Annotated in this window: 22 protein-coding genes and 1 tRNA gene; 18 read left to right on the plus strand and 5 right to left on the minus strand. The window is 40.1% G+C overall.

Annotation, left to right across the window (positions count from 1 at the left end; genetic code table 11):
• Positions 1 to 3,297 carry a reverse transcriptase domain-containing protein gene (locus ACNURT_RS00385; protein ID WP_419700063.1) on the minus strand — a complete coding sequence of 1,099 codons (3,297 nt, stop codon included), beginning with the start codon at positions 3,295 to 3,297 and terminating at the stop codon, positions 1 to 3.
• Between the two features lie 402 nt (positions 3,298 to 3,699).
• Here ACNURT_RS00385 and ACNURT_RS00390 point away from each other — a divergent pair, with 402 nt between their 5' ends.
• The 18 genes from ACNURT_RS00390 (at position 3,700) to ACNURT_RS00475 (ending at position 19,647) form a co-directional block, all read left to right on the plus strand.
• A complete protein-coding gene (locus tag ACNURT_RS00390; RefSeq protein WP_419700064.1) occupies positions 3,700 to 3,909 on the plus strand; it encodes a helix-turn-helix transcriptional regulator in 210 nt (69 codons plus the stop codon).
• Complete coding sequence (locus ACNURT_RS00395; protein ID WP_419700065.1) at positions 3,891 to 5,201, plus strand: hypothetical protein; 1,311 nt, start codon at positions 3,891 to 3,893, stop codon at positions 5,199 to 5,201. Before ACNURT_RS00390 ends, ACNURT_RS00395 begins: the two co-directional genes overlap by 19 nt.
• Positions 5,202 to 5,213: 12 nt before the next feature.
• On the plus strand, positions 5,214 to 7,049 hold the full coding sequence (locus tag ACNURT_RS00400; RefSeq protein WP_419700066.1) for an ATP-binding protein: 1,836 nt from the start codon (positions 5,214 to 5,216) through the stop codon (positions 7,047 to 7,049).
• On the plus strand, positions 7,046 to 7,960 hold the full coding sequence (locus ACNURT_RS00405; protein WP_419700067.1) for a hypothetical protein: 915 nt from the start codon (positions 7,046 to 7,048) through the stop codon (positions 7,958 to 7,960). Before ACNURT_RS00400 ends, ACNURT_RS00405 begins: the two co-directional genes overlap by 4 nt.
• Positions 7,953 to 8,705, plus strand: a complete 753-nt coding sequence (locus ACNURT_RS00410) for a DUF5131 family protein (RefSeq protein WP_419700068.1) — start codon at positions 7,953 to 7,955, stop codon at positions 8,703 to 8,705. Before ACNURT_RS00405 ends, ACNURT_RS00410 begins: the two co-directional genes overlap by 8 nt.
• Before the next feature lie 5 nt (positions 8,706 to 8,710).
• Positions 8,711 to 10,249: an RNA-binding domain-containing protein gene (locus ACNURT_RS00415; RefSeq protein ID WP_419700069.1), complete on the plus strand. Its 1,539-nt coding sequence runs from the start codon at positions 8,711 to 8,713 to the stop codon at positions 10,247 to 10,249.
• Between the two features lie 371 nt (positions 10,250 to 10,620).
• On the plus strand, positions 10,621 to 11,382 hold the full coding sequence (locus tag ACNURT_RS00420; RefSeq protein WP_419700070.1) for a hypothetical protein: 762 nt from the start codon (positions 10,621 to 10,623) through the stop codon (positions 11,380 to 11,382).
• A gap of 174 nt (positions 11,383 to 11,556) precedes the next feature.
• Positions 11,557 to 11,826 carry a helix-turn-helix domain-containing protein gene (locus ACNURT_RS00425; protein WP_419700071.1) on the plus strand — a complete coding sequence of 90 codons (270 nt, stop codon included), beginning with the start codon at positions 11,557 to 11,559 and terminating at the stop codon, positions 11,824 to 11,826.
• A 14-nt stretch (positions 11,827 to 11,840) separates the two neighbouring features.
• Positions 11,841 to 12,104, plus strand: coding sequence for a helix-turn-helix domain-containing protein (locus ACNURT_RS00430; RefSeq protein ID WP_419700072.1), 264 nt, complete (start codon positions 11,841 to 11,843; stop codon positions 12,102 to 12,104).
• The gene (locus ACNURT_RS00435) at positions 12,101 to 12,409 is read left to right on the plus strand and encodes a hypothetical protein (protein WP_419700073.1); all 309 of its coding nucleotides are present in this window, start codon (positions 12,101 to 12,103) and stop codon (positions 12,407 to 12,409) included. Before ACNURT_RS00430 ends, ACNURT_RS00435 begins: the two co-directional genes overlap by 4 nt.
• Before the next feature lie 198 nt (positions 12,410 to 12,607).
• A complete protein-coding gene (locus ACNURT_RS00440; protein WP_419700074.1) occupies positions 12,608 to 12,985 on the plus strand; it encodes a plasmid mobilization protein in 378 nt (125 codons plus the stop codon).
• Complete coding sequence (locus ACNURT_RS00445) at positions 12,975 to 13,955, plus strand: relaxase/mobilization nuclease domain-containing protein (RefSeq protein WP_419700075.1); 981 nt, start codon at positions 12,975 to 12,977, stop codon at positions 13,953 to 13,955. The genes ACNURT_RS00440 and ACNURT_RS00445 overlap by 11 nt, the downstream gene beginning before the upstream one ends.
• Positions 13,956 to 13,997: 42 nt before the next feature.
• On the plus strand, positions 13,998 to 14,600 hold the full coding sequence (locus tag ACNURT_RS00450; protein WP_419700076.1) for a hypothetical protein: 603 nt from the start codon (positions 13,998 to 14,000) through the stop codon (positions 14,598 to 14,600).
• Positions 14,601 to 14,762: 162 nt separating this feature from the next.
• A complete protein-coding gene (locus tag ACNURT_RS00455; RefSeq protein WP_419700077.1) occupies positions 14,763 to 14,966 on the plus strand; it encodes a helix-turn-helix transcriptional regulator in 204 nt (67 codons plus the stop codon).
• A complete protein-coding gene (locus ACNURT_RS00460; protein ID WP_419700078.1) occupies positions 14,959 to 15,282 on the plus strand; it encodes a HipA N-terminal domain-containing protein in 324 nt (107 codons plus the stop codon). The genes ACNURT_RS00455 and ACNURT_RS00460 overlap by 8 nt, the downstream gene beginning before the upstream one ends.
• 3 nt (positions 15,283 to 15,285) lie before the next feature.
• Positions 15,286 to 16,209 (plus strand): HipA domain-containing protein, encoded by a 924-nt coding sequence (locus ACNURT_RS00465; protein WP_419700079.1) that lies wholly within the window; start codon positions 15,286 to 15,288, stop codon positions 16,207 to 16,209.
• Positions 16,210 to 16,547: 338 nt separating this feature from the next.
• Positions 16,548 to 18,341 carry a DUF262 domain-containing protein gene (locus ACNURT_RS00470; protein ID WP_419700080.1) on the plus strand — a complete coding sequence of 598 codons (1,794 nt, stop codon included), beginning with the start codon at positions 16,548 to 16,550 and terminating at the stop codon, positions 18,339 to 18,341.
• A gap of 13 nt (positions 18,342 to 18,354) precedes the next feature.
• Positions 18,355 to 19,647, plus strand: coding sequence for a hypothetical protein (locus ACNURT_RS00475; RefSeq protein WP_419700081.1), 1,293 nt, complete (start codon positions 18,355 to 18,357; stop codon positions 19,645 to 19,647).
• Between the two features lie 149 nt (positions 19,648 to 19,796).
• On the opposite strand, the gene ACNURT_RS00480 is transcribed toward ACNURT_RS00475, so the two are convergent.
• The 4 genes from ACNURT_RS00480 to ACNURT_RS00495 form a co-directional block, all read right to left on the minus strand.
• Positions 19,797 to 21,014, minus strand: a complete 1,218-nt coding sequence (locus ACNURT_RS00480) for a site-specific integrase (RefSeq protein ID WP_419700082.1) — start codon at positions 21,012 to 21,014, stop codon at positions 19,797 to 19,799.
• A 253-nt stretch (positions 21,015 to 21,267) separates the two neighbouring features.
• Positions 21,268 to 21,341: transfer RNA gene (locus ACNURT_RS00485), tRNA-Asp, on the minus strand.
• 210 nt (positions 21,342 to 21,551) lie between these two features.
• Positions 21,552 to 23,942: a hypothetical protein gene (locus ACNURT_RS00490; protein WP_419700083.1), complete on the minus strand. Its 2,391-nt coding sequence runs from the start codon at positions 23,940 to 23,942 to the stop codon at positions 21,552 to 21,554.
• Between the two features lie 50 nt (positions 23,943 to 23,992).
• Positions 23,993 to 25,162 (minus strand): DUF4249 domain-containing protein, encoded by a 1,170-nt coding sequence (locus ACNURT_RS00495; protein ID WP_370999083.1) that lies wholly within the window; start codon positions 25,160 to 25,162, stop codon positions 23,993 to 23,995.
• Between the last annotated feature and the right edge of the window lie 89 nt (positions 25,163 to 25,251).

Raw genomic sequence — 25,251 nt, forward strand, 5'->3', positions numbered from 1 at the left:
TCATAAAAAATCAGGCGTTAAGACATTTTGATTATTTATGCGTTTAACAACGTCTGTTAAGGAAAAATCAGGAGGAAGGGGTTTGAAATCTTTTCCACTGGGGTCATACTTTTTCAATTGAAATTGACGTAACTCTTTGATATTAATCTCACCAGTCAGTATCGCGTCGTTTTTGCCGCCTTTTAACTTCAAAATATCTTTTCTGGCCGTTTCCACTGGCTGAGTTAAACGTGTGTCGCCATACTGACTTGTATTAACCTGCGCGACGAACACATGCAGGTCTCTTGAAGCCGCCTCGACAATATTTGAAAAATACGGCGTGTCTTTATTCCACTCTACACCGATTAATATATCTAACTTCGACCTGAACATGCTACGGTGCAAGGCATTTGCTAATTCAAAACAATAGTAGCTGGAAAAATAAATATTTTTCCAATTGAACAGATCGTAGCGATAAGGTGCAGGCTTTGGAACCTTCATGTGATATTGTTCGATCAAATGAATCTCAGCATGAGCGTAATGATTTTTCAATCTAAAGACAGGCACCGCATCTTGAACACCGCCGGCTACTACCGGAAGAATTGTTACGATAAAGTTGTGAGCATAATTGCCCATTGAAACATGTTCTAACCCAGTTACCACAAGAACGTCATTCTTTGCGCTGTAGCGTACCAAGCTTGACAGCAAATTTATATTCGTAAAAAACTCAGGAAATAACAGCATATCAGCCTTTTCTTTTCTGGCTTTTTCTAAAATCTCAGCCATCTTACGATAACGCGCTTTGTCTAATCGCGGGCGACCCTGAATGCTGGCTGCTATATCTTCTACAGGGATTGCTGTATTAGCAAATGCTAGAATAGGACTGCTTAGTCTTTCTTTGCCAGAAGAATTAACTCTAATTTCTTGCCCCCACACAGGTGTGGTTCCGTCATAACTTAAACCACTAGTACTTCGGTTGAAAAAGGTGTCACGCAGCTCTGGGTCTCGAAGTACATAGTCAGGAAAGTGGTTGGCATTGATTTTTTTATATAGTTCATATGCCTCATTTAAATAAAAATCTGGCTGATTGCGGCTCTTTGCTTTTATTGCTAAGTTTAGCAAGTTACTTTGATTTTGTTGCTCGTGTGTCTTAATGAGATAGCTATCCGAACTGCCGATATGCTGAGAAGTCACCGCCAAACAACATTCCCAGAACTTTACAGGTCTTGGTGAATTATCTATAAGTCCTGGATCGAGCATGAATTGCTTGAAGTCGAGCGCCAAGGTGTTGAACTTTAACCAGTTGTTCTTGTTCGCTTTTGTATAATTTAATAAAGGATGGACGACGTAACTATGTCTTATCATATTACTTTCTCTAAACCTCCGAACCCAAAACGATTCTGTTCTTGTAGGCTCAAAATTGGTTGAAAAAAAGGCAAAGTCTTCCGCCTCAATTTTACTGACCTGAAATTCAAAGTTCCTATACGCAGCTTTGGTGTCCTCGATAAATCGGGGATTTAGCGAAAGTGTTAATTCATGGGCGCAATCAAGAAAATCCACCATTGTCTTGTGCAAAGCTTCATCTAATCGAAGCGACTTGCTGTCTTTCACACGGAGTTTTTGAATTTGTTCAGCACAATGGAGATAGAATTTCACATAAGCTTCCGGCGCGTTCTTCACCAAAAAGTAAGTCAGAACACGCTCCCAAAGGCGATAGAAACTGATACAGTTAATTCCTCTGAAAAATTTAAGCACCTGATCAGTCTCATCTCCAGTTGCAATAGTTTCGTGCCGCAAAGCGCTGAATATTTTATTGGCTAGGAAGATTGTTAGTCCAAATCTATTTTCTTTATAGTCCTTTAAAGTCCGGACCTTACCTTCTGTGCCATCATATAATAGATGGTATGCGCTCTCTTCAAATGTTTCCTGATTTTCTTTTTCAGTTGGAAAATCCCGGAACTCGCTGGTTCTGGCATCTAACTCCTTTTTTAATTTATCGATTACTAAATCTGATTCGCGGTGATCAAACCAGTAAAGTAGTGTTTTGGAACTTTGACAGTATAAATTAGTGTAGCCGAGTAACTTAAATGCTTTCTCAACTGGTTCGCATTCGGGATTAACGGATGGAGAAGGATAGGGTGGGTCGACCAGTAATAGCAATGGGTAGAAATTGTGCAATATAAATTGCTCCGTTTTAGTCAGTTGATCCTCTCTAAAAGATATATCGGCGTTGTTTTTCTTTGCTGTCTCTTTCAGCTCTTCGAAAGAAAATTTCAACTCTTTTAACACCTCATCTTTATTATATTCCGGATTAGGGTCAGTAATAACGATTAGGATATCATCTACGTAGCGACCATAGTAAGCCGGCTTAAACTTATCAGTGATTCGTTTATCAAAGTCCTTTAAATAATAATTAGCTAATACATAAGAAGAAAGCAGCCCTATCGGTAAGATCAATTCCTGATATTCCCCATTAGCATTTCTCGATAATTCTTTTGAAAAATCATACGGTGTTTTGTATACATCGGCAATTAAATGCGTGTAATGTTGATGTAGTTTCAGAAAAATCTCTCGAAGGTTATTTTCGGCCTGATTGCCCCTGCTTTTTTTATTTCCTATCAATTCTTCTGAAGTCATCCGGACCGAATGAAAATAATCCCTTACATCCAAGTTTAAAAAAAGAATGTCTTTACCTTTTGCTAACTGTGTTTTGGCTGTCAATACCGATTCATCGCGCCATTTTTGATATTGATTAAAATATGGCTTAAACAAACCCGACCCCTGTACTACAGCGCCTCTTTCCTGGTTAAGTAATAGGCGATTTCCGTAAGAACAATCTTTCTGACAAGCGTCATAAGCGACCCCAAGTGTCATTAACCATAATACACTGAGTAAATGGATTTCAATAGGGGTATCGATAAAAGCGGTTTCCCGTTCTACAGGATAATTAGCATTTACACGACGATTTGTAATAAAATTAGGTTCGGGCTTCTCCTCCTGTATTTTTTTTGGGTAGATGTTTACGTCTGTTTTATCTAACCAAAAATTCCAGAAAGTGCTGTCTTTGTGATATTCATTAAGTTCTTTATGGATTCTGTTTAATTTATGTTCAAGAATATCGCTAACCGTTCGAGCTTTTTTGACCTTTGTAAAACCATATCCATGCGACGGGCCTCCCCCGAATAATGAATTAGTTTCTTTTGTTCGGTTTGTCTCGAACTCTACCAATTGCCGCCTAAGCAGAATGTCAGTATTATCGTAATAGATGTATGCTTTAAGTTTGCTATAAGCAGCGTTAATTTGGTCTATGGTGTACATATTTGCGAAAGGTTTGACAGTTTATCAGTATGTTAAATTTATGGTTTTTATCTCCAATAATTCAAATACACCTCGATAACTTTATGTATATTTTATTATTGATTAACTGATAATCGCAATTTTTAATTACGCAACAAATAGTTATGCCAAGTCGCGACAATTTCGTAGCCAAGTATGGATGAAACACTATATGTTGACCAAAGTTGGCCAATTTGAAAGTGACAATTTTGCCAAAAAATAAACTCTTTACAAATATCAATTGGATTGGCGAAAAGGGGTTAATCAAAACTATGTCAAGATTCCAAAAAATTTTGGCTTAAAATACTTGTTTAAATTAACTTATTGTAATTCTATTATTTTTTACCGATTTTAGTCAATAAATTTGCGTATTAGGCTAAAGATATGACAAAAAACGGGATTAACAGGATTCGAGTTGTGTTGGCAGAAAAAGGCTTGACCAATAAATGGCTTGCTGAAAAAACCAATAAAAATGCCACTACTATTTCACGGTGGTGTAACAACGACATGCAGCCTTCTTTGGAAACGTTACTTGACGTGGCCAATGTATTGGGTACGGATATAAGAGATCTTTTATGGCCAACAAAACAATGATGGAAAAAGCTTCCAAGGATATACTAAACGCTTTTGACGGAATTCTGGATAATTTGGTTGAAGGACGGGAGTATGATGCTTTGCCACCAAGGGGCCCCTCTGACTTATCATTTTCCTCGGTTTCCGACGAGGAACTTAAATCTTTGGATCAAGATATCTACGGGCAGGACGAAGAAGAAACCATTGGTTTGCCAGTTGCTGATGACCGGATTAAGTTGGTGGAATCTTCGCCAATTAAAGAAGTGTTATTACCCACAGAAGATCAACTAGACGGCTTGAATATTATTGGTATATGCGGGTCAAATAACAGATTACTGACAACGTCCTTTCATATGATCTTGGCGAGGTCATCAGTCGTTAATTTCAAATACACGCGAGGATTTGAGAAGCCCTATTTTTATACTAAGAATCGGGATGTGTCCGCATTACTAGTTTTGGATAATAATATATTTAATAGCGCATATACCCTGCATACTTACAATGAACTGATTGATAAAACTGATAGCCCGATTTATGATCATTTAACCAAATGCAAGGGCAAACCATTTATATTCAAATATAATTATGAAAAATTTAAAAAAGCACCTGGATCGCAGTCTTTAGGCTTGGCTGTTAAATTTCAGCACTCACTGGAACTGCTATCAATTGAAGACATCGAGGTTGATAATGATAGCCCTTTGGTTTGTATTAAAGATGGCGCTTTGTTTTCAAATAGTAGCAAACCGGCCGATATTCGAAATGGCTTACAAAAACTTTTTTCTTGGTCCAATAAAAAAAAGACCTATATCGCCTTGTCTTCTAAAATCGCTGAGTCCAGAGTGCTCATTAATGCGCTAAACAAATTTCCGCATTTGATCGAAGACTATTTTCCTAACCAAAATATTACTGTCGGCATCATCAATTCATTCGGTACGGATTCCTTGCTTTTGAAAAAAATACTGAAACCTGGATTTCGAACACCCCTAATAGAATATATAGAGATTACCCGGGAGCCAATCATTAAACAGCCGGGCCTCGAAGGCTTAAAACCACTGACTTGCTATTATCATAAACGTACCAAACCCTATAACTTTATCAGGATTGAGATCCCGAAATTTATGTGGGATGAAAACCCTGCACAAATAGAATTTGCAATTTCCGCTGCTATTTGGCAATATGAATTAGGTGGCGATCAACCGTTGGTGATCAAAGTAGCAGGCGAACGTTGTACTTTAGATCACGAACATTGGGTCATTGATCAGCAGATGAAAGCAGCCTTTGAGAAAAAGAACCTGGGTCTAATCGAATTTTAAACTATTGTATTCATGGAAGAAACTAAAACTATAGATAATAATGTCGAGGTCGCTAAACCTTATCATGACATTAACACTCCTTTCTCGATTGATGAAAACGGTGCCTTAGCCGAATATATCATCAACGATCCGGAGAAAATGCCGCAATTGGCTTTAGGTGCCTCGATCCTAATTAGGGACCGGAAAACCGAAGGTCTATCTTCCAATGATTATAAAGACTTTTGGTACGCCGGGCGAATTATCGGGCTCAAATCTGTTTCCCCGTTCAATCCGGAAAGGACTAGCATGCTGTATCAGCAAGACACTCTAATGGACCCGACCATACCGCTGGATAACATCAACGGCCCCCATACGCATCAGCCTATGGTTATACAGGTTGCGCTGACACGCGAACTTTCACCGCGCGAAGATAAGCCCGACGAATTTACCGAATCAGCCATTCAAAGACCACCTTCAGGTTACAGCAGATTATTTTTTCCTAAATTGGAACGGTCTGCAAATGATCCTTCACCAACGCTGAAAGATATTTTAAGGGTTAAGGACGAAGGGCTTAACTTGGGCATGATTGGTTTTGGAAATAAGCCATACGGTTGGAATACAGGTGATTTTATCGAATATAAATGGGATATCGATAAATTGGATAACAAACACATTTTCATTGTAGGTGAGAGTGGTTCCGGAAAAACTGTTTTTTTAAAAAACCTCGCTTACGAAATCCGAAAACATGATGCCAAAAATAAGATCATCATGACGGATGTACAAGGTGATATTTCTCAATTGTTGTTTTGGGATTTTGTAAATCATATTCCAACCTCGGGATGGCAACCATCAATTAAAGAGGATGACTACAAAGCAGCGAAAGGCGTTTTTGGAAAATTTCGCTTAATTGTACCATGGACAAAGGATCCTTACGCTGAAACAGAAGTCATTTCCATTGTTGAGTTAGCCAGAAAAAGATCAGTTGATGTTCGACGGATTAGTTTGCGTTTCCAAGATCTGGATTCACCTAAAGATGCGGAATATTTATTTAGAACAAGCTCAGATCAGGCTGTGCTTTTAATTGAGGATTTAGCTGAAGGTTTGAAATCAAGTGGTGAACCAGCTTCTTTATCTAGGTTGCAAACCGCCATATCCCGTTTATTGACGAGAAATACAACGCCACAAATTACCATTCCAACTAATGGCGTATCTTATTACCGGAGCACTTTCGAGGCGTCGCGTCGAGCACTGCGTGGGTTGGAGGAATACTTTGACATGGACCCCGATGGCTTGCAGTCGGATCAAAACCCATTAGACGATTTTGATTTTGATGGCACAACTATTTTGTATCTTGATCATTTAAACCAGGACGAACGCCTGATGTGGGAAATGCAGTTAGTCAGCTGGCTCTACCGAAAAAAGAAAGCAATGCAGAATACCTATGTCTTTTTTGATGAAGCACACCAGATTATCCCGGCAAACAAATCGGGCGGTTCTAGCAGCAGCGCCGAAGTATTTGCCCGCTTGCGTTCTAACTTCGAAAGGTTAGCTCGTGAAGGCCGTAAGTTCCGGTTGAATTTGGTATTGAGTACGCAAAATCCCCAGGATTTACATCCTATCGTGCCTGAACAATGCCCAACGCGGGTTGTGATGAAGATCAATCCTAAAAATGCGCAGTACGCTTTCCTTGATAAAGAATTGGCCCACGTAGCTAACAGCTTTAGTCAAGGGCAATTCTGGATACAGAGCCCATTCAACGGAACGCCTGATTGGGTCAGGGTGCATAGTATAGCACCGCCGGTACCACATGCTTCCATGGAAATTTTCAGAGCAAGTATTACAGAAGCTCAAACAACTGTTACAAAATGATACTTGAAAGACGAAAAGCGAATACGATACCAACCGACTGGAGCGCGGAAGATGAAGCTGTGCTTTTAACTTTCCTTGAAAATGAATCATTTGATGCCAAATTACTGAAAACATTATTTCCAAATAGAACCCTGCCCAGTATACGAAGCAAAGTGCGTAAATTGCGGATCAAACATGATCTTTTTGGTGCCTCATATCGTGACACCAAAGAAAAATTCACGGAAAAAATAGCTAGTGAAGTTAAACCCAAAATAGTTTTCGATGCTTATGCGGGGGCGGGCCACCAAACCTTTAAATGGATTGCTAGAGCGAATACTGTTTATGCTTCCGAGTTGATGAAATCGAAGCTCAAACAGTTCGAAAAAATGGCAAGTGACCATTTGTTTGTTAAAATCGACACTAAAGATTGTACCTGGAATTTATTCCAAAAGGACGATAAAAAGATTTATTTATTTATTGGGGACGCTGTGTCAGCCGCTGCTGAACTTAAGGTAAATAAGGTAGTGGTAGATCTTATCGATTTGGATACCTGTGGATCGACATTACCGACCTTACCCACGCTACTTGTTTTGTTACGACCAAAACACTTGGTTATCACTCATGGTGAATTTCATTCGATGCGTTTTAAACGAGAAGACGTATTGAGAAGGCTTCTTGTTCATAGAGATATTGGCTCAAATCCCCTGCCGATGGGGGTTGATCAAATGAGTGACGAACTTGATAAAGCAGTAAAGACCGCCGCCCTGAGAGCACACAATGAAACATCAGATTCTTTTTGGTTAAATTTGAAAGATGAAATTTGGCTTGGTGGCAGAATACATGGAATGTTAAGACGCTACTACAAAGTGTCTAAACCTTCAGCAACTGCGGACTGTATTAATGAACTTTCAAGTTTGATCAAGCATGCCTAAATCTCATATTGAATGGACAGAGGTCACATGGAATCCAACCACAGGATGCAGTAAAGTTTCAAGTGGTTGTAGAAATTGTTATGCAGAGCGTTGGGCAAATATGCAGTATAAACGAGGAATTGCTCAGTATCGCAATAACTTTGAATTGACGTTATCGCCCAGCCGGTTAACAGATCCGCTAAGTTGGAAAAAACCACAGTTAGTATTTGTGAATTCTATGAGCGATCTATTTCATGAAGCAGTACCTGATAGTTATATATCAGCAGTATTCGTAATTATGAACCAGGCTACACAACATACTTTTCAGGTATTGACTAAAAGGATCGAGCGTGTTCAACTATTAGCGAATCAATTGAATTGGTCAGCAAATATCTGGTTAGGAGTATCAGTGGAAAACAGTGAATTCATCTATCGTGCTGAACGGCTAAAGCTTATACCGGCGAAAAAGAAATTTATATCCTTTGAACCATTAATCGCTCCCATAGCTGATTTTAATTATGAGAAGATCGATTGGGTTCTAGTGGGCGGAGAATCGGGTGGTAGTGCCAGGAAAATAGAAAAAGACTGGGTGCTTGCGATTCAACAAGATTGCCAAAATGCTCAAGTACCTTTCTTTTTCAAACAATGGGGCAAAAGACAATTCAATCCCGACATAAATGACCCGTCTTTACATAAAAGCCATCCTTTTTACGCAAAGGGAGGTTGTATGATTAACAACCAAATTTATAGGGCTTATCCTAATTAAAAGTAATGGCATTACCCATAAACATTGACGACTTAATTAACGCAAGAACTGTTGAATCGGTGCGTATTGAGTTTAAAAAAGGCTGGAATCCTTATAGTATTTTAAAAACTGTCTGCGCATTTGCAAACGATATAGACGCGTATGGAGGCGGCTATGTCGTGATTGGTATTGAAGAAAAAGACGGGAGTCCGATTTTACCTCCGGCGGGTCTAAGTCAAAATGACATCGACAAAATACAAAAGGATTTTTTTAAACTTTGCCAAGACGACATCAGGCAAAGTATATTTCCTCCCATTGAAGCATTTGATTTTCAAGGAAAATGGATATTGGTGATTTGGGTCATAACAGGAGAGCAACGTCCTTATTACGCGGCCGACTCGGCTGGTAAAAACCCGCGAATGAAAATGTTCGTCAGGCATGGCACGGTTACAAAAGAAGCCAGCCAAGATCAAGAAATAAGGTTAAGAGAACTAGCGGCTTATAAACATTTTGATGATCGTACTAACCCCGCAGCTAGTGTTACTGACCTTGACTTGGGAACTCTTTTATCTTACCTCCAAGGAATTAATAGTCAGTTATTTGCAGAAGCTCAAGGGATGTCGTTAGTCGACTTGTGCTTGAAAATGCAAATAATCAGAGGCCCCAACGAAAATTTAAAGCCCCTAAATGTTGGCTTACTATTGTTTAGCAAAAATCCCGAAAAATTCTTTCCTGGTTGCGTAACCAATTTGGTAGAATTCGAAGACGAAGCAGGTACACGATTTTCGGAAAAACAATTCAAAGGCCCAATCCATTTACAGATACAAGCTATCCTGGCATATTTGAGTTCCTCTGTGATTAAACAATATGTAAAAAAAGATGCCTCAAAACCGGAATCAGTTAGATTTGATAATTATCCCTATCAAGCTTTAAAAGAAGCCGTCGTGAATGCGCTGTACCACCGGAGCTACGAAAATGAGAATCCGAACGAAATTCGAATTTATAAACAACCTTCCAAACATCAAGATGCCTCAGTCAACAATGACGGCCGACGTATCGAGATCCTAAGTTATCCTGGGCCATTACCTCCAATTGATGAAAACGCTTTGGCTTCACTGAAGATCACCGCAAGAAATTACAGAAATTTGAAGTTGGGTGACTGGCTTAAAAATATAAGCCTGGCAGAGAAATTTGCCACAGGAATACCTTCAATTGTCGATGCCCTATACGACAATGGCTCACCTAAGCCGATATTGTCCACAGATGCAGATCGATCGCATTTTTTGGTAGTTTACCACATACATCCAGATACTCCTGTTGAAAATAAGGACGGGGTCTCTGAATATATTCCCGTTCACTTATCCAACATACAACAGAAAATCTTGGAAAAATTGGCGGAGGAACCAATGGTTGACTCAGAATTAATTGCGATGATGGGTGATATAAATCAAACAGATATTAAATATCTATATGGTCATAGACTTTTACGATCGAAAGATAATAGTGGCGAATCACTGTATTTCATCACAGAAGCAGGTAGAATCGCATTAAAAAATGTTTTCTAATTTTTAAATAATCAAACATAACCAGGATCTATTATCTACTTCGTTATAGACTTGAATAGACGTTATATACAGTGAACTGTCTTAGCAGTAATAGCCCAAACGACAGATAACTATTTATTATCAGGAAGATAATCACAATTAGGAACACATTGGCGTTCCAATCACCGATCAAACGCCCAAAACATTAATCTTCTACAATGTAGTTCGAAATTTGTCTAATGTTGGCTCTAAAATAAACAGACTCCAACTAACTACATTAAATCACTATTGATAACCTTTTTTAATTAACCTCATTGTTTTTTTGATGATGCCCTTTCATCAGCCTTTTTTCCAATTGCAGAAACGTTTATTTTTGAGTAAATCACTTACCTATGAGCGTCACCTACTTCAGACCCCGCGACCGCTTTGACTTTTCAAATGACACGCTGGATATTGGCAATCCGGTGCAATGGAACCGGTCACATTTTTTAAAACACTTTTTTAAACGCGTGTTCGCCATTCCTGAGGATCGTTTAGCGGAGTTTTACCGGCGCCATCTGGCTTATTATTTATCACATCATCCCGAAGGTACAGAAGAGGTGTTCTTCAAGTATTTCTGGTCACTTGTCGAAAGGCAGCTAAATGTTTTATTGAAGAAAGATGTTTACGATAAGAACCATTTACGCAACGAGCGTGAAATAGCACGACTACAAAAATTTACAGAGCTGCTGATCTCACTCGACTGCTGGAATTTCCATAAATCCAATGACGCGGTAATCGCACAACAGGATTCGGAAATCTATGTGCTTAAACAAGAGGTTATCCGGCTAAAAGCCGCCCTCAAAAAAGCGACAGCGCTGGATACCGAGGGTTATATCAACATTCCGGAAGGCTACCGAAATACCGTTTTAGACCTGCATTTGCAAATGCAGGAATTGAAGACTCCAGAAGGAAAAGAACTGATGTTTTCACAAACGCAAAGCGTTTGGACGAAAATGATCTGCAAGTACTTTCGCGAGGGGGATAAAGAGATCAATATCGAAACGATACGTCGTTATTTCCCCAGTGATAAGCGTGAACCGGGTGATAAGCATGCCGATATCCCAGCCAAATCAAAGGTATTTACCATCAATCCCGCAAAAAAGCGAAGTTGAGTTATCGTTTTGCCAGGCACGTAGCAAGATTCTTTGCCGCTACGTCATTAAACTGATTATCAATATTTTGTAAGGTTCTTTAACTTGCCTTAAACCACTCCATTTTAACCACGCAGATTTGCGTGGTCAAGAAATCTACTCGGCGTAGCACACATTTGTACCAAAACAAATGCTATGCAGATCATTAATCACGAAGCCCTTAGCCAATGCATCAGGGAAGCAGTCAGGGCAGAACTACAACAACACTTTAAAACAGGCGGCAGCCAGCCGCTAAATTCAGAAAAATTATTATCCAAGCAGGAGCTTGCCGCCGAACTCGGCGTGTCGCTGGTAACGCTTACCGACTGGATGAAAAAAGGCTTACCCTATTTGCGCCTGCATAAACGGGTGTATTTCAAAAAAAGTGAGGTACTCAATGCCATGCAACAAACAATTAAAAATTAAAAGGAGGACGACAGATGAATGTGGAACTAATCACCCGCGAGGATCTACGGGAATTTAAAAACGAATTGCTCAATGAACTTAAACAGATCATGCAGCCTGGGCAAGGGCAATCCAAGAAATGGCTGAAAAGCAGCGAGGTCAGGAAGATGCTGAATATATCACCCGGCACCTTACAGAACCTACGCATCAACGGCACCCTGCGCTTTACCAAAATAGGCAGCATCATGTATTACAAATTGGAAGACATTAACAAGGTTTTGGAGGGTAACGGAAGATGATTATCTCAAAAAAATTAGCAAGCTATAACGACCTGATCAAACGCATGGGAAGCGATAAACGGATATTGGCAACTCATGTAAGTTTATTCACAGCTGTATTTATTTTTTGGCAGCGCGGAGGTTTCGCCAGCCCTTTTGCCATCACCCGTAAAACGGTGATGGCTTATGCTAAGATCGCATCCATTGCGACTTACCACAAGTGTATTAGGGAGCTGGATGCGTATGGTTATATCCGTTACCAGCCCTCTTTTCACCCGGCAAAAGGGAGCCTTGTTTATTGGCCGGATAATCTTGAAAAAAATTAATCGAATCAGTAAATGCGGGCTTTGCCCGCAGCAGCACAACCAGACAACTGAACAGCTGGGTAGCACGAGGAGCATGAGCGACGAAGTGGAGCGAGTTAATGTTTTTGCTATACAAAAACCCGGATACACCCTAAAGGGATGATCCGGAACTCGCTCCCGTTGGTCGGTTTTTTTTAAGAACAGGAAAGGAATCAGCACATGACAGCAACCACTGAAAATAACAATTTACCGAAACGGCGGGCACCGGGAAGGCCGAAAAAAACGATCCGGCGAAGCGATCTTTTGATGATACGGTTAACACCTACGGAAAGGATCCTGATCGAGGGCCGTGCTAAGAACGCCGGGCTGAAACCGAGTGAATGGTTTCGCAGGGCTGCTAAACGCGCCAAGGTTTTTCCACGCTTTACCGCCGAAGAAAGCAGCTGGTTCAGGATGCTGGCAGGACTGGCGAACAACCTGAATCAGTTGACACATCTGGCACACGTGGCAGGACTATTTTCCCTGGCTTTAAAATGCCAGGCTATGCTGCGGCAGATCGAAGAACTGTTAACTAAAATCAGTAATCATGATGGGTAAGCCAATTACAGGAAGAAGCTTTGGCGGCTGTATACGCTATGTGGTGGAAAAGCAGCAGGCAAAGATACTAACAGCCGAAGGCGTGCGGATGCAAAACGCCAGTACCCTGGCGCACGACTTTAACCTGCAACGGAAGATGCGGCCGGAATTGGGCAAAGCAGTCGGACACCTAGTGCTGAGCTGGAGTAAGGAAGATCTGGCCAAGCTGAGTGATGACATCATGGTAGAACGGGCTAAGGAGTACATGGAAAAAGTAGGTATCCGTGATACGCAGTATGTAATCGTTCGCCATAGCGACCGCGCTCACCCTCACCTGCACCTGATTTATAACCGGGTAGACAATAAGGGTAAGACGATTAATGATAAGAACAACTTCGCTAAGAATGTCAAAGCCTGTAAGGAAATCACATTGAAGTATGGCTACCATTTGGGCGAAGGCAAAGAACAGGTGAACCGCCAGGCCTTGAAAGGCAAAGAGAAGATCAGGTATGAACTCTATGATGCTATTAAAGCTGCAATGAAAACGGCCACCACCTGGAAAGGATTGGAAGCTGAACTGGCTAAGCAAGGTATTAAGATCGCCTATAAATTCCGTAGCGGTACCAGCGAAGTACAAGGCATATCTTTTGAAAAGGGCGACCTCAAAATGAAAGGCTCTGCCATTGATCGCAGTTTGAGTTATGCTCGCATCGATGCGATTTTAAACCGGAACCAGCAGGTACAACAATATTATGCAGCAAGGGAAGCAAATCAACCATTCGTGGCTAACCAGCTGCGCGAATCTATCCGGCAGAGCGTACAGGCGGAATATCGCCATAGTCCTGATGGTGGTAAAGGCTTGCTGCAAATTCTATTGGAACCGCAATTTGTAGCTGCAGCACCCGACCCGATGGGGGATGCGGATATAGCACACAGGAAACGAAAGAAACATGAGGCGGAACAATCCCAATCTCAAGGAGTAAGCAGGTAACGATCAATTAAACTATTGGATGAACATCAAAAAATTAGTGTGATGCAAAATGAAGAATTAGAAGAAAAGATAACGATGCTGGAAGAATTGATCCAAGGCTTCGTTGAAAGAATGACGATAGTAGAGACTGAAATGCCGGAGTTTCTGAAAACCTTTTTACAACAGTACAAGGAAACATTAGACCGGATAGCCTCCCGAATTGAAAAGGCTAACAAACGTTATGATGATGCGAAGATCCAGGAGCAGATAGATGAGGTAAAAAAACTGGTAGCTACTATGCCTAAAGTGATAGGGGTAAAAACCAGTCACCACTTCGGGGTCTGGTCAAAAAGCCTGATCATTGGTATAGTAGTATGTTTTGTGGTTACATCCTTATCCTTTGGTACAGCCTTATACCTAAACCACGAGAATGATAGGCTGAATAATGATGCCTATAACTTCTGGCTGATTAAGGCGCTTTATCCTGAAGTATCCAAAACCATCGAAAAAAAGTTAACGGAAGACCCGAAGAGTTTAAACCAACAGGCAGAAAAAGCGATGGAAAAACAGGAGGCGGTTATGGCAGCTCAGGCCCAGGCTGAGCAAGCGGATAAAGAATTGAAAGCGGCCAGGGATAAATTGGAAAAAGTAAAGTCTGATAAATAGATGTATTTTTTAGAATGATGCCGATGGCGTCAAAAGCATAATTGATTTTTAAACCGACTACTAACCCCGATAGGGTATACTATTGAAGTCAATAGTAAATATAATCCCGATAGGGTATAATTAATAATTTTAATTTATATTTGTACCCGAAAGGGTATAAATATGTTATCGGAATATTTAAAGAAAAAAAGGAAGTCGTTAAATCTTACACAGGAAGACCTGGCGGCAAAGGCAGGTGTTGGGCTTAGGGTTGTTCGTGAGATGGAACAGGGAAAATCAACATTACGCATGGATAAAGTGAACCAGGTCTTGAGCTTATTTGGCGCAGAACTTGGGGTGGTATTAAAAGCAAAAAACGATGAGTAGGAAAGGGTTGGTTTATTTTCAGGATACACTGGCCGGTGTACTTGCGGAAACTGATGATGGTTATGAGTTTACTTACCAGGCGGATTACTTAGAGAATAAGAATGCAAAGCCGGTGAGCTTGACGCTACCCTTGTCAAAACAGAAATATGAAAGTAAAGTATTGTTTGCCTTTTTCGATGGCTTGATACCAGAGGGCTGGCTATTGGATCTGGCAACGACACACTGGAAGGTCAAAAGTAATGACCGGTTTGAATTATTACTATTAACATGCAGGGACGCGATCGGAGCGGTAACGGTTATTCCCGAAATAGATTAAGCTATGGCAAATTGTTGGTTTTGTTATCAGGATGCAGGTGAGTCGTCTTATCATGAAAAATGTTCAAGGCGGTTTTTTGGTTCGGCCAAAGTACCGGAGCTGGAATTGAACAATAAACTTTTGAAAACGTTGGCTGAACAAACCATCAACGAAAGGATCGCTGTGACCGGAGTTCAGCCTAAACTTTCTGTTACGCTGGAAAAGACGAAGGGACATAGCCGGCTGACTGTAGTAGGGCTTTGGGGAGAATACATACTTAAACCACAACATCCTGATTTTCCGGAAATGCCGCAATCAGAAGATGTGACTATGCATTTGGCGGGCTTGTTTAAAATGCCTGTTTGCGATCATACTTTAATAGAAGCGTCAGATGGCAGTCTGGTTTATCTGGCCAAGCGATTTGACCGGGTGAAAGGCCATAAAATCCACATGGAAGATTTCTGCCAGCTTTCTGAATTTTTAACGGAAAACAAATACAAAGGATCTTATGAAAAGATCGGCAAGCTTATCCTGAAATACTGTACGCAAACTGGGTTTGATGCACTGACTTATTTTGAGCTGGTGTTATTTTCTTTTTTGACAGGCAACAATGATATGCACCTGAAGAACTTTGCTGTGCTGCATACTGACGAGGGTGTAAGTCTAAGTCCAGCCTATGATCTGCTTAATGTAAATCTTGTTAATCCAGCCGATGATGAAGAACTGGCCTTGACGATAAACGGCAAAAAGAAAAGAGTTAAAATATCTGATTTTGATGCGTTGGCCAAAAGTATGAATATACCTGAAACCGCCGTTAGGAATACGTATAACAAATTTTCTTCCGGTAATAAAGAAGTTGCTGAAATGATCACGGCATCTTTTCTAAGTCCCGAAAAAAAGGAACTATACCTGGAAATTTGGAATAAAAAGCAACAGTTGTTTAACTAACAGACCGCAGGTATACATTGTGGGTTTTTCCTTCTGGTGAAGGAAAAACAAAAATCCTTATTCCCCGCACTCGCGAAGATAGCCCACGCCGGAATCAAACGTCAAGGGTATACAAGCGGGCCGGTGTGTCCGCTTTCAGCGGTTGGCCCGCCCTTGACATTTGATCCGGCTAAGCGCTCTTGGTTGCTTAAGCGTTGAATAAGGATCAGGCGTTCATTGATTACTTGAACCTGTTAAATGGTTACTTGCATAAGCATGACACTAACATCAGTCAATAAATAAATCTGTTATGTTTGTCGAAGACATGCCTATCTTTAATGAAATTATTATCCTAAATCATGTCCATTCATCAACCTTTTGAAATAAATGCCTCTACCTATACTTTGAAATTCAATGATCAGGTAAATGGGAAAGTCATATTAGATCAAGAAACAAATTTTGAAATTCCCATTTTCCAGCGTCCTTATTGCTGGACGGCCGATCAAATCAAAAAATTTATTAGTGCCCTTTTATTTTCATTTTGTAGTGCCGATGGTGTATTAGTAAATGAACCCATGTTTATTGGTACCATGCAACTTGCTGCAAAGCGCAACGGCAGGCATGAAGTCATCGATGGACAACAGCGCCTAACCACAATGTTGATTTTGCTCAAAGTTTTGAAGAAAAAATTTCCCGCTGAATTGCAACTGGAAAATATTTCTTTGTCGTGGCTTACCTCTAAGGTAAACAATGGTCTGCAGCAGCAATACTTACAAGATTTTATCCATTCAGATTTTACGGAGTTAACTCCCACACTAAATCCATATTTGCTCAATGGCTATTTTGTAAAAAAATTGATCGATGAGGCTTTTAGCGACGAAAGAAATTATCTGGGAGATTACGTCAAGGATTTTGTTGGGCATTTGATGAGTAAAGTATATTTTGTAGTGATTGAAACGAGGGCAGGACTTTCAAAAACCCTTCAAATTTTCAACGCTATCAATACTACCGGACTTGACTTGAGTGGGGATGACATTTTCAAAATCCGCATGTATGAATATTTGACTACAAAACAGGGTTTTGACGAAAAAGCTTTTGTGGAAATCAGTGCCTTATATGAAAATATTGACCGGGCAAATGAAAAGTGTAACCGGCAGGTGACGACAATCCACGAAATATTGTCGGTTTATCAAAGCATCCTGATTGCGCGTTATAACCTGCCAATAGTACTGCACGAATACAACGCGAATACTTTTTTCGAAAGACTATTCGATACATTGTTCAATATTGAACAATGGGAACATTACAAAAATAATCTGACTAATCTAACGCTTAGTCTCGTTGACTTACAGCGGATCATTGAGGTACGCTATGCCTGGAATGATGATCATGCCGAATCTGCTGAAGACATTTGCGCAATCAATATTATTTGGTGGTCGAGGTATGGGCGTCACTGGAAAATCATCCTGATATTTATATTTCAATACAAAGAACGATCTGATTGCAAAAACTTGATGTTTCGGTTAACCCGGCAGCTTTCCAAGTTATATTCAATTTACAGTATCCGTTTTGCCAAGGGGATTTATGAACTGCATCGCTTTAATTATGATTTAATCAAAATGATGGTAGACCAGCCAGCCGAAAATATCATCCGGAAGGTCAATCAAAAAATTGGTGCTGAAAATCAGGACAATTACAAAGATCTTAACTGGCGTCTGGATGGAGATATAACAGCTAATGGAAAGGTAAAAAATATCCTTTGCCGCATGGCTGCTATGTTAAGCGAAGATTATCGCGCATCTGACAAGGAAACGATTAGCAGAATTTATAAAAAGATATTTACAGAAGCGATTGATATAGAACATATCCAGGCATATCACGACCTTGACGAAGCTTTGCGGCCGGTAATCTTTAAAGAATGGGGAGAGGACCTGGGCAGCTTGGGTAATTTAGTTGTTTTGGAACCTCATATCAACCGTTCTATTAAAAATCAGCCCTACGCCGAAAAAATAAAATCCTATATCGATAGTGAACATAGGACAATCCATGAGCTTTTAGAACAGCACCCTGAATGGAACCTTGACCGTTGCCAGCAACGAAAAGATTTGGTTGCCGGAAAAATCATGCATTACCTTTTTGACCCGGTTAAATAATAAATCTTTCAAGATGCAGACGATCCTTGTACACGCCACGGAAAAACATTTAGGAAATCTTTATTGGGCGCCGCCATATTTATTCCCTGAAGATGAACTCGACGTGGGAATAGAACAATTAACTGAAAAGGGGTATTGGGCTAGCGCTTTTCCGGAAGGGGATGGTTTCTGTTTTAAAAAGGATGGAATAAGTCGGAGTGATATCGAAAATGATTTCAGGATCGCTTTTCCATGGATGGAAATAAAAATTAGCCAGACCGATAATTACGACTCTTCGGAATTGTTGAAATATCAGACGATTGTGATGCCGCTTTCCAGACTGATGGTTGAAGATGTCATTCATACTGAAAAATACAGTATTTATCCTGCTGGTTATTTTTTTACCCAAGAAATGAACCCTGTGAATTTTGACGGAACTCCATTTGACCCAAAAGAAAGTTCAACAAAATTAAGAGACCATATCAATCATCTCACCGGAATAAGTCTTGAAGTATTCGATACCTGCCCCTTGATTATATTTCAAGTCCAGCTGATGACATATATGGAGTTTAGAGCAAAAAGCCAAATTGAAGACCCATACATTATCAAGAAACTTTCAGTACTTGCCGATGAAATACTTCATGTTGTACGTTTTTACTGCGGTGATTATGTGCATCCTGAATTTATGCCTGCGAAACCTGGCCTCTGGTTTGATCGGTATTCTGCTGCAATGATCTACTACCCTGATTTCAAAACTTCCCATGTACTTTCAAGGGAAGTGGAGGTCAAAACCTTTATTAAAAGTATCGGTATGGAAATCACCCGACTGGACTATATCCGCTATTGTATGTTATTAAATGGAAGTACGGCTGAAACAGGTATGATAGCCAAACACGCATTAAAGCTTAATACGAATATTATGGAAATGGATGACCCTACGGTTAAATTTATCCAGATCATGAATCTGTTTGAATATTTGGGCAATCCGTTCGAGTTTGAAAAAATGCAGGACATCAAAAAGAAAATAGCTCCTCTTTTTGCAAAAGATAAAGCTGATTACCAATCAATCCTGACACGTTTCGAAGAATTGACAAAAGGGATAAAAGACGCGCAAGGTAATTTGGTCGTTGGCTATCGTACAGAAATTGTTCACAACGGCAAGTTGCTCGAAGATCTGGTGCCTGCAATTCAAGACAGAAATGCACTTTTTGAAGAACTCCACGGATATACCTACGCCATTATTCAAGCGATGATCATGAACAGTTATTTATCATGGGAAGATTTCCGAATCAATTGCGATCAGTTGAGGGCGACCTTTATAAATTAGCGGTAACAAAAACATCCCTAACTCGTTTGGGACAAAACCGTGGGGAGTTCATCAAATTTCCACAGGCATCCGAAACGGATGTTTAAGGGTTAAGTTTTTTATGAAAAATTTCGACTACCGAGTTTTGCTCGGTAGTCGATCGCAACTGGTTAACCAACTGCTAGTTTTTCTCTTAACTGCTGCATGTCCGAGCTAATCTTATGATCTAAGACTTTGGCATATATCTGAGTAGTTTTTATACTGGTATGCCCCATCATCTTCGCAACACTTTCTATTGGTACGCCATTGTTTAGGGTTACAGTTGTGGCAAATGTGTGGCGGGCAATGTGGAAGGTTAACGGTTTGCCTATTTTGCACAGGTCTGCAATCTCTTTGAGATAGGCATTCATCTTTTGATTACTCATTACCGGAAGCAAGGTATCCTTTACCACACATTGTGGATGATCTTCGTAAGCATGAATAATTGATAAAGCAGTGGGTAATACAGGTATTCTTGACAATGTGTCTGTCTTTTGCCTGTTGGTATAGATCCATAAGTCGCCATCAGCACCTTTAACCAGCTCTGAGCGTTTCAGCTTATGTACATCGACATAAGCAAGGCCTGTGTAGCAACAGAAGACAAACATGTCTCTAACCGTGCTTAAACGCTCCACACCGAATTTCTTTTTGCTTAGCCTGTCCAATTCTTCTTTCGTCAATACTTCCCTGTGTACCGCCTTTTGTTTGGGCTTATAGTTCAGGTATGGGTCTACCGTTAGCCAGCCGTTGCCCAGGCAGATGCGGACGATCTTGCCTAAGTTTTTGATGTATTTGATAGCCGAGTTGTTACCGCACTTACGAACGCTTCGCAGGTAGTATTCGAAATCTGTCAGAAATGCGAAGTTGATCTTGGTTACGGGAATATCTGAAATGTTATACTGCCATTGCATAAATTCTTTGCAGTGCATTAGGCATGTTTCATAACGTTGAAGTGTACTCTTTTCAAACTCCTGTCCGACGAGGCTTTTCATCTTGGTATTATGATCTTCAAAGATCGCCAATAGTGTACGTGCTTTCTCTGCCTTACCGACAAAGCGGTTCTTAACGGTTTCTGCTGTTATCAGCTCATCCGCGTCTGACATCCGGCGTTGAAGTTCATGGATTTTAAACCGAATATCGTCCAAATATGCGTTCAATGTCCTGGATTCTGCTTTTGATCCGATAGCTCTGCCTGTTACTGCATCCCATCTTTCCGGGGCGCATTTTCTGCTGATGGCCATTTCCGTGCGCTGGCCATCTACTGTAATACGTAAATAAATCGGCATCTCACCTGATTGATAATTTTTTGGCTTTCTCAGGGAAAAAAGCAAAGAGAGTGTAGTTCTCATGACTTTTGATTAATTAAAAGTGAAACAAAATTGATTAATTAATCATCAGAAATCAAGATGTTCAATAGTTGAACTGGCTGTATATCAAGACATTGTGAGCAAATTCGGGAGTTCGTAAGCAGACTTGTAAATGACTCCCGAATTACTCCCGAATGCTATGCGAAAACGTGAATAATTTGGTATGTCCTGAAAATGAAAAACCCCTTAAATGACATCATTTAAGGGGTTTTTACTGTTTTTGATATTGAAAAAGCGGAATGGACGGGACTCGAACCCGCGACCCCATGCGTGACAGGCATGTATTCTAACCAGCTGAACTACCACTCCGTTTTTGGGTCTGCAAATATACGCAGCTTTTTGTATTACGCAAATGGTTTTGAAAAAAAACTTATTTATTGTGGATACAGTATTCTTTATGTGGCTTATTTAGTATAGCCACATACAATCTCCCCCCTTTATAACCAACTCACTATCAAACAAAACCAACCATAACACCTTCGATATTTTTGCTCTGGCCGTCTTTAAATATTTTTTAATTTATTTTACTTCAAAGGTAAAATACTTGCTGCCAGCATCCCCATTTGGGGTCAGCCCTTGTATTAATCCTATAAATTTCCCGGTTTGATCTGAAATATAAAACGTCAATTGGCTTTTGCCGGCTGTGCTAATATTGACATTTGGCTGCCAAAATAAAAGATTGCGAAAATCGGGGACCCGGCTTTTAATTGCCTCATCCGTATCATAAACAGGTGAATAAAATTCCCGCTGTAACTGCAAACCTTCGTAATCAAGCACTACCGCATGTGGGTCCATTTCGGCTCCACCCAAATCGCCTTTATAGGTTGTATAACTTAATATACCCTCCTGCACCGACGGTCCATAATAATATCTTTCTCTTATCACTTCCAGTTTTTTCACTTTCAATGGGTCGATAGCTATTACCTTATCGATATTAAACACCGGTACATCATCAAGCATAACAAGGGGATCGCCATCTAAAAAGCCCCGATCATTTAATACTTTTATATGATATCTTTTATGCGACTGTACAACATTCACTTCTCTTATATATTCGCGCAAAACTTCTTCCATTGTTGTAAAACGGGTATAATTATCTAAAAGATACGTTTTATACGGCTTCCCAAAAAAACCAGAGCTATCAACCCCCGGGTCATAAAACTGTTTTATTTTATTACCTGCATATATATTTTGTGCCTGCATGGCCAGGCTATGCTCTTCCAGTGTTTTTTGTATACCAGGTGTCAGATTTAGACCTGGCAGGTTATACTTCGCATACTGTTCGGAAAAGGGGCTCAAAACATCTATCCGGTAGGTTGTATCCCGCTCGGAGTTTGTTTGAGCGATGATCTCGCCGGAGCCAAACAGTTGTTTGGTATTAAATACCAAACGCCCTAATGAATCACTTTTTGAGGTATATAACTGAACTCTTTTTCCAGGAACGCTTAAGTATACCAATACGTTCTCTGCGGGATGGCCGGTAACTGTATTTACTACTTTTGCGGTAATCAAATGATCATTATACTCAGGCAAAAAGTTGAGTGTTACGGGTTTATCGCTCAGCACATTGCTCCACCGAAACCTCCTCCAACCCTGTGTAAGCATCAAGTTATCAAGTGCTGTATCCGTTTCTGTATTAACATTTTTAAAGTAGTAAGATGGCGATTCGATATTTCCGTGCAGATCTGATTTCAGCCATAGGTAACTCATAATATCATCCCTATCTACGTGCTCCAAGGTATCCACCCGGAAGACCGACAAGGATAAATTGGCTGACAAAGGATCACCTGCGGGGTTTTTAGCCGAAATATTTATATTAACCTTTTTACGTATGCCATATTGCGGTTGATCCGCAGATGCATCAATCAGCAATTCTTGTTTAGGACGTTTAAAATAAAGTCGCTCACAAACAGGCTGCTTAGCGTTGTTAAAGATGGTGATGTGCGATACGCCTTCACCAAGTTTTATTTTATCAATTATAAAACTGGCAGTCCCTGAATTAAGACTGACACTTTGAGCTATTTTAACTATTTGCCTGGTATGTGCAAAAAGATATACTTCTCCGCTACCAATGCCGGCGCCATTTACAATGACCTCCAATTGCGATCCTCCATTATCTTTCAACTGCATGGTATAACCCTGGCTATTGATAGTTGGTAACTCTTTTGTGATCACATTTCCTGAGGTTGGCTTAATAACGGCCTTGTAAGAAGCGTTGGCCCCCGGGGTAAATATAAAGCTCCCCATACCAAATTTCAACGGCTCAAACCGGGCTACTGTGTCATTATATCCATCAACAATAAAACCCTTATAAGCGTCAAGCCCTGTACCATTAGGCGTTGTTACCTTAAAAGCTATTTTACTGGTAATACCGCTGATCAAATTTCCTCCTTCCGGAAAAAACTGAACATCATAGCCTGCCTGTGCCTGCCGACTTACCGCCTCTGGTGTTTTTAGTGGATTTACGATAAGAATGGTTTTATCAAAATAATAATCAGCACTGAAGTTTTTCATCCAGTTAGTGTAGCCTCTTAATTTATAATTGCCGCTGTTTAACGACACCGGAATATACAAAGAACCACTCCCAGCACCATTTTTCATGGCAATTTTTGCTTGTAGTACGGCATTTTGCTCATGATCAAGCACATCAATATACACAACTTTACTTAGGTTGATGGGTTTATGGAGGCTGGCATCAACATTATAAATCTTAAACCAGATGATCTCACCAGGCAAATAAGCACTCTTATCGGTATGAACAAATATTTTTTCCTGTACAGATTCCTGCTCATACTGATTAAAGCTATTTTTAATTTGATCTAATACCTGTGCCGAGCAATTCGTGTGCAATTGCAATAATCCTCCAATCAATAAAGCTATAGTTTTAGCAATCGCCTTAATTTTTTTCATAACCGGTACAGGTATTTAGTTCTACTTTTATATAGCAATATATTTATCTGTTAATTATCTATCCAAAACGAAGGCTTTTTTACCTTGCCTCGTATGGTACAATCTGTGCACCCGGAGGATGAATAGGTGTATCCAAGGATGCCAAAAGGGCCATATATTGCATCTACGGCTATTCCCCCGCCCTGAATAATGTAGTATAGTACATCATTGGATCCTGTTTTCGGATGAGAAAAGAAGGCCGAATCGGCCATACCACAGTCATAAGGATATTTTTCTATCCAGTCATTTGGTAATTGCCCTTTATTGATATATATTCTTTTTGATTGCACATTTGTAACACTTACATATCCAATAACAGGTTCTGTAGGGTCACTCATATTGTGAATATTTCCTTGTAGTTGAGTAGGCTGGGCATCAAATATACTTCCCAGTTGTTCGGTATTTTTCTTCATATTTTCCCAAAACTGGTAGCCATCCTTAGTTAGTGCATATTGTTTAAGTAAAATGGAATATCTCAATTCCAATTTTTCGGAATTACTGGCAATAGTATTAATCGGTGTCTGAAATATTACATCCTGGGTAAGTTTTTCTGATGAACCTAACACTATATTGCTGGATTTGTCACTCGCATAGCAATAATATATTGATTCATCTGCACGTCTGCCTCTTACCGCACCACCATCAACAATAAAGCTTGATTGAAATTTAGTATGGAAGCGCCAAGCCTCCGAATAATCCCACCTATAGTAGCGGGTATTGTTAGTTGCGTCGTGCGTATTTGCATATATCTGCAGGTAGTTATTTTTAGGAGTAAAACCAATACTGTCTATAGGTGGTGTTTGCTTTACTTCCACATAATCTGACACGTACTGCTTACCTTCGGGTGTTGTGATATGCAAGCGATACTTCTTTGAAGCATCAAGATGCATTGGGCCAATATCATATCGGCCGTTCCCTTCGGATTGTAAAGCGTAATTGCCGCCTTGCTCTCCCTCAATAACCACCGTGTAATTAGTTACTATCTGGGTACTTACATCTTCTGACAACTTTACCGTTCTGCTTAGGTTAATTATAGTAGAGTCATTGCCACTATTGATCACCCCTTCCACAACCAGGTAATGGTTATCGCTACTCACAATGGCTGGATTATATGGCTTCTTACAGCTTATCGCAACCCCTATTACCACAAATAAGTACCATATGTATTTACTTTTGCTCATGTTGCTTTTCATTTTACTACCCATAGGTTTTTGTTCGATTTTTGCAAAACTTTATATGCATAATTCATATTGATATCGGAACCCTTATA

Origin of the sequence: Mucilaginibacter sp. NFX135 (assembly GCF_048565145.1) — a bacterium.
GTDB lineage: Bacteria > Bacteroidota > Bacteroidia > Sphingobacteriales > Sphingobacteriaceae > Mucilaginibacter.

Coding starts and splice junctions, on each gene's coding strand:
- ACNURT_RS00385 (WP_419700063.1), bottom strand. CDS start 3,297: ATGTACACCATAGACCAAATTAACGCTGCTTATAGCAAACTTAAAGCA.
- ACNURT_RS00390 (WP_419700064.1), top strand. CDS start 3,700: ATGACAAAAAACGGGATTAACAGGATTCGAGTTGTGTTGGCAGAAAAA.
- ACNURT_RS00395 (WP_419700065.1), top strand. CDS start 3,891: ATGGCCAACAAAACAATGATGGAAAAAGCTTCCAAGGATATACTAAAC.
- ACNURT_RS00400 (WP_419700066.1), top strand. CDS start 5,214: ATGGAAGAAACTAAAACTATAGATAATAATGTCGAGGTCGCTAAACCT.
- ACNURT_RS00405 (WP_419700067.1), top strand. CDS start 7,046: ATGATACTTGAAAGACGAAAAGCGAATACGATACCAACCGACTGGAGC.
- ACNURT_RS00410 (WP_419700068.1), top strand. CDS start 7,953: ATGCCTAAATCTCATATTGAATGGACAGAGGTCACATGGAATCCAACC.
- ACNURT_RS00415 (WP_419700069.1), top strand. CDS start 8,711: ATGGCATTACCCATAAACATTGACGACTTAATTAACGCAAGAACTGTT.
- ACNURT_RS00420 (WP_419700070.1), top strand. CDS start 10,621: ATGAGCGTCACCTACTTCAGACCCCGCGACCGCTTTGACTTTTCAAAT.
- ACNURT_RS00425 (WP_419700071.1), top strand. CDS start 11,557: ATGCAGATCATTAATCACGAAGCCCTTAGCCAATGCATCAGGGAAGCA.
- ACNURT_RS00430 (WP_419700072.1), top strand. CDS start 11,841: ATGAATGTGGAACTAATCACCCGCGAGGATCTACGGGAATTTAAAAAC.
- ACNURT_RS00435 (WP_419700073.1), top strand. CDS start 12,101: ATGATTATCTCAAAAAAATTAGCAAGCTATAACGACCTGATCAAACGC.
- ACNURT_RS00440 (WP_419700074.1), top strand. CDS start 12,608: ATGACAGCAACCACTGAAAATAACAATTTACCGAAACGGCGGGCACCG.
- ACNURT_RS00445 (WP_419700075.1), top strand. CDS start 12,975: ATGATGGGTAAGCCAATTACAGGAAGAAGCTTTGGCGGCTGTATACGC.
- ACNURT_RS00450 (WP_419700076.1), top strand. CDS start 13,998: ATGCAAAATGAAGAATTAGAAGAAAAGATAACGATGCTGGAAGAATTG.
- ACNURT_RS00455 (WP_419700077.1), top strand. CDS start 14,763: ATGTTATCGGAATATTTAAAGAAAAAAAGGAAGTCGTTAAATCTTACA.
- ACNURT_RS00460 (WP_419700078.1), top strand. CDS start 14,959: ATGAGTAGGAAAGGGTTGGTTTATTTTCAGGATACACTGGCCGGTGTA.
- ACNURT_RS00465 (WP_419700079.1), top strand. CDS start 15,286: ATGGCAAATTGTTGGTTTTGTTATCAGGATGCAGGTGAGTCGTCTTAT.
- ACNURT_RS00470 (WP_419700080.1), top strand. CDS start 16,548: ATGTCCATTCATCAACCTTTTGAAATAAATGCCTCTACCTATACTTTG.
- ACNURT_RS00475 (WP_419700081.1), top strand. CDS start 18,355: ATGCAGACGATCCTTGTACACGCCACGGAAAAACATTTAGGAAATCTT.
- ACNURT_RS00480 (WP_419700082.1), bottom strand. CDS start 21,014: ATGAGAACTACACTCTCTTTGCTTTTTTCCCTGAGAAAGCCAAAAAAT.
- ACNURT_RS00490 (WP_419700083.1), bottom strand. CDS start 23,942: ATGAAAAAAATTAAGGCGATTGCTAAAACTATAGCTTTATTGATTGGA.
- ACNURT_RS00495 (WP_370999083.1), bottom strand. CDS start 25,162: ATGAGCAAAAGTAAATACATATGGTACTTATTTGTGGTAATAGGGGTT.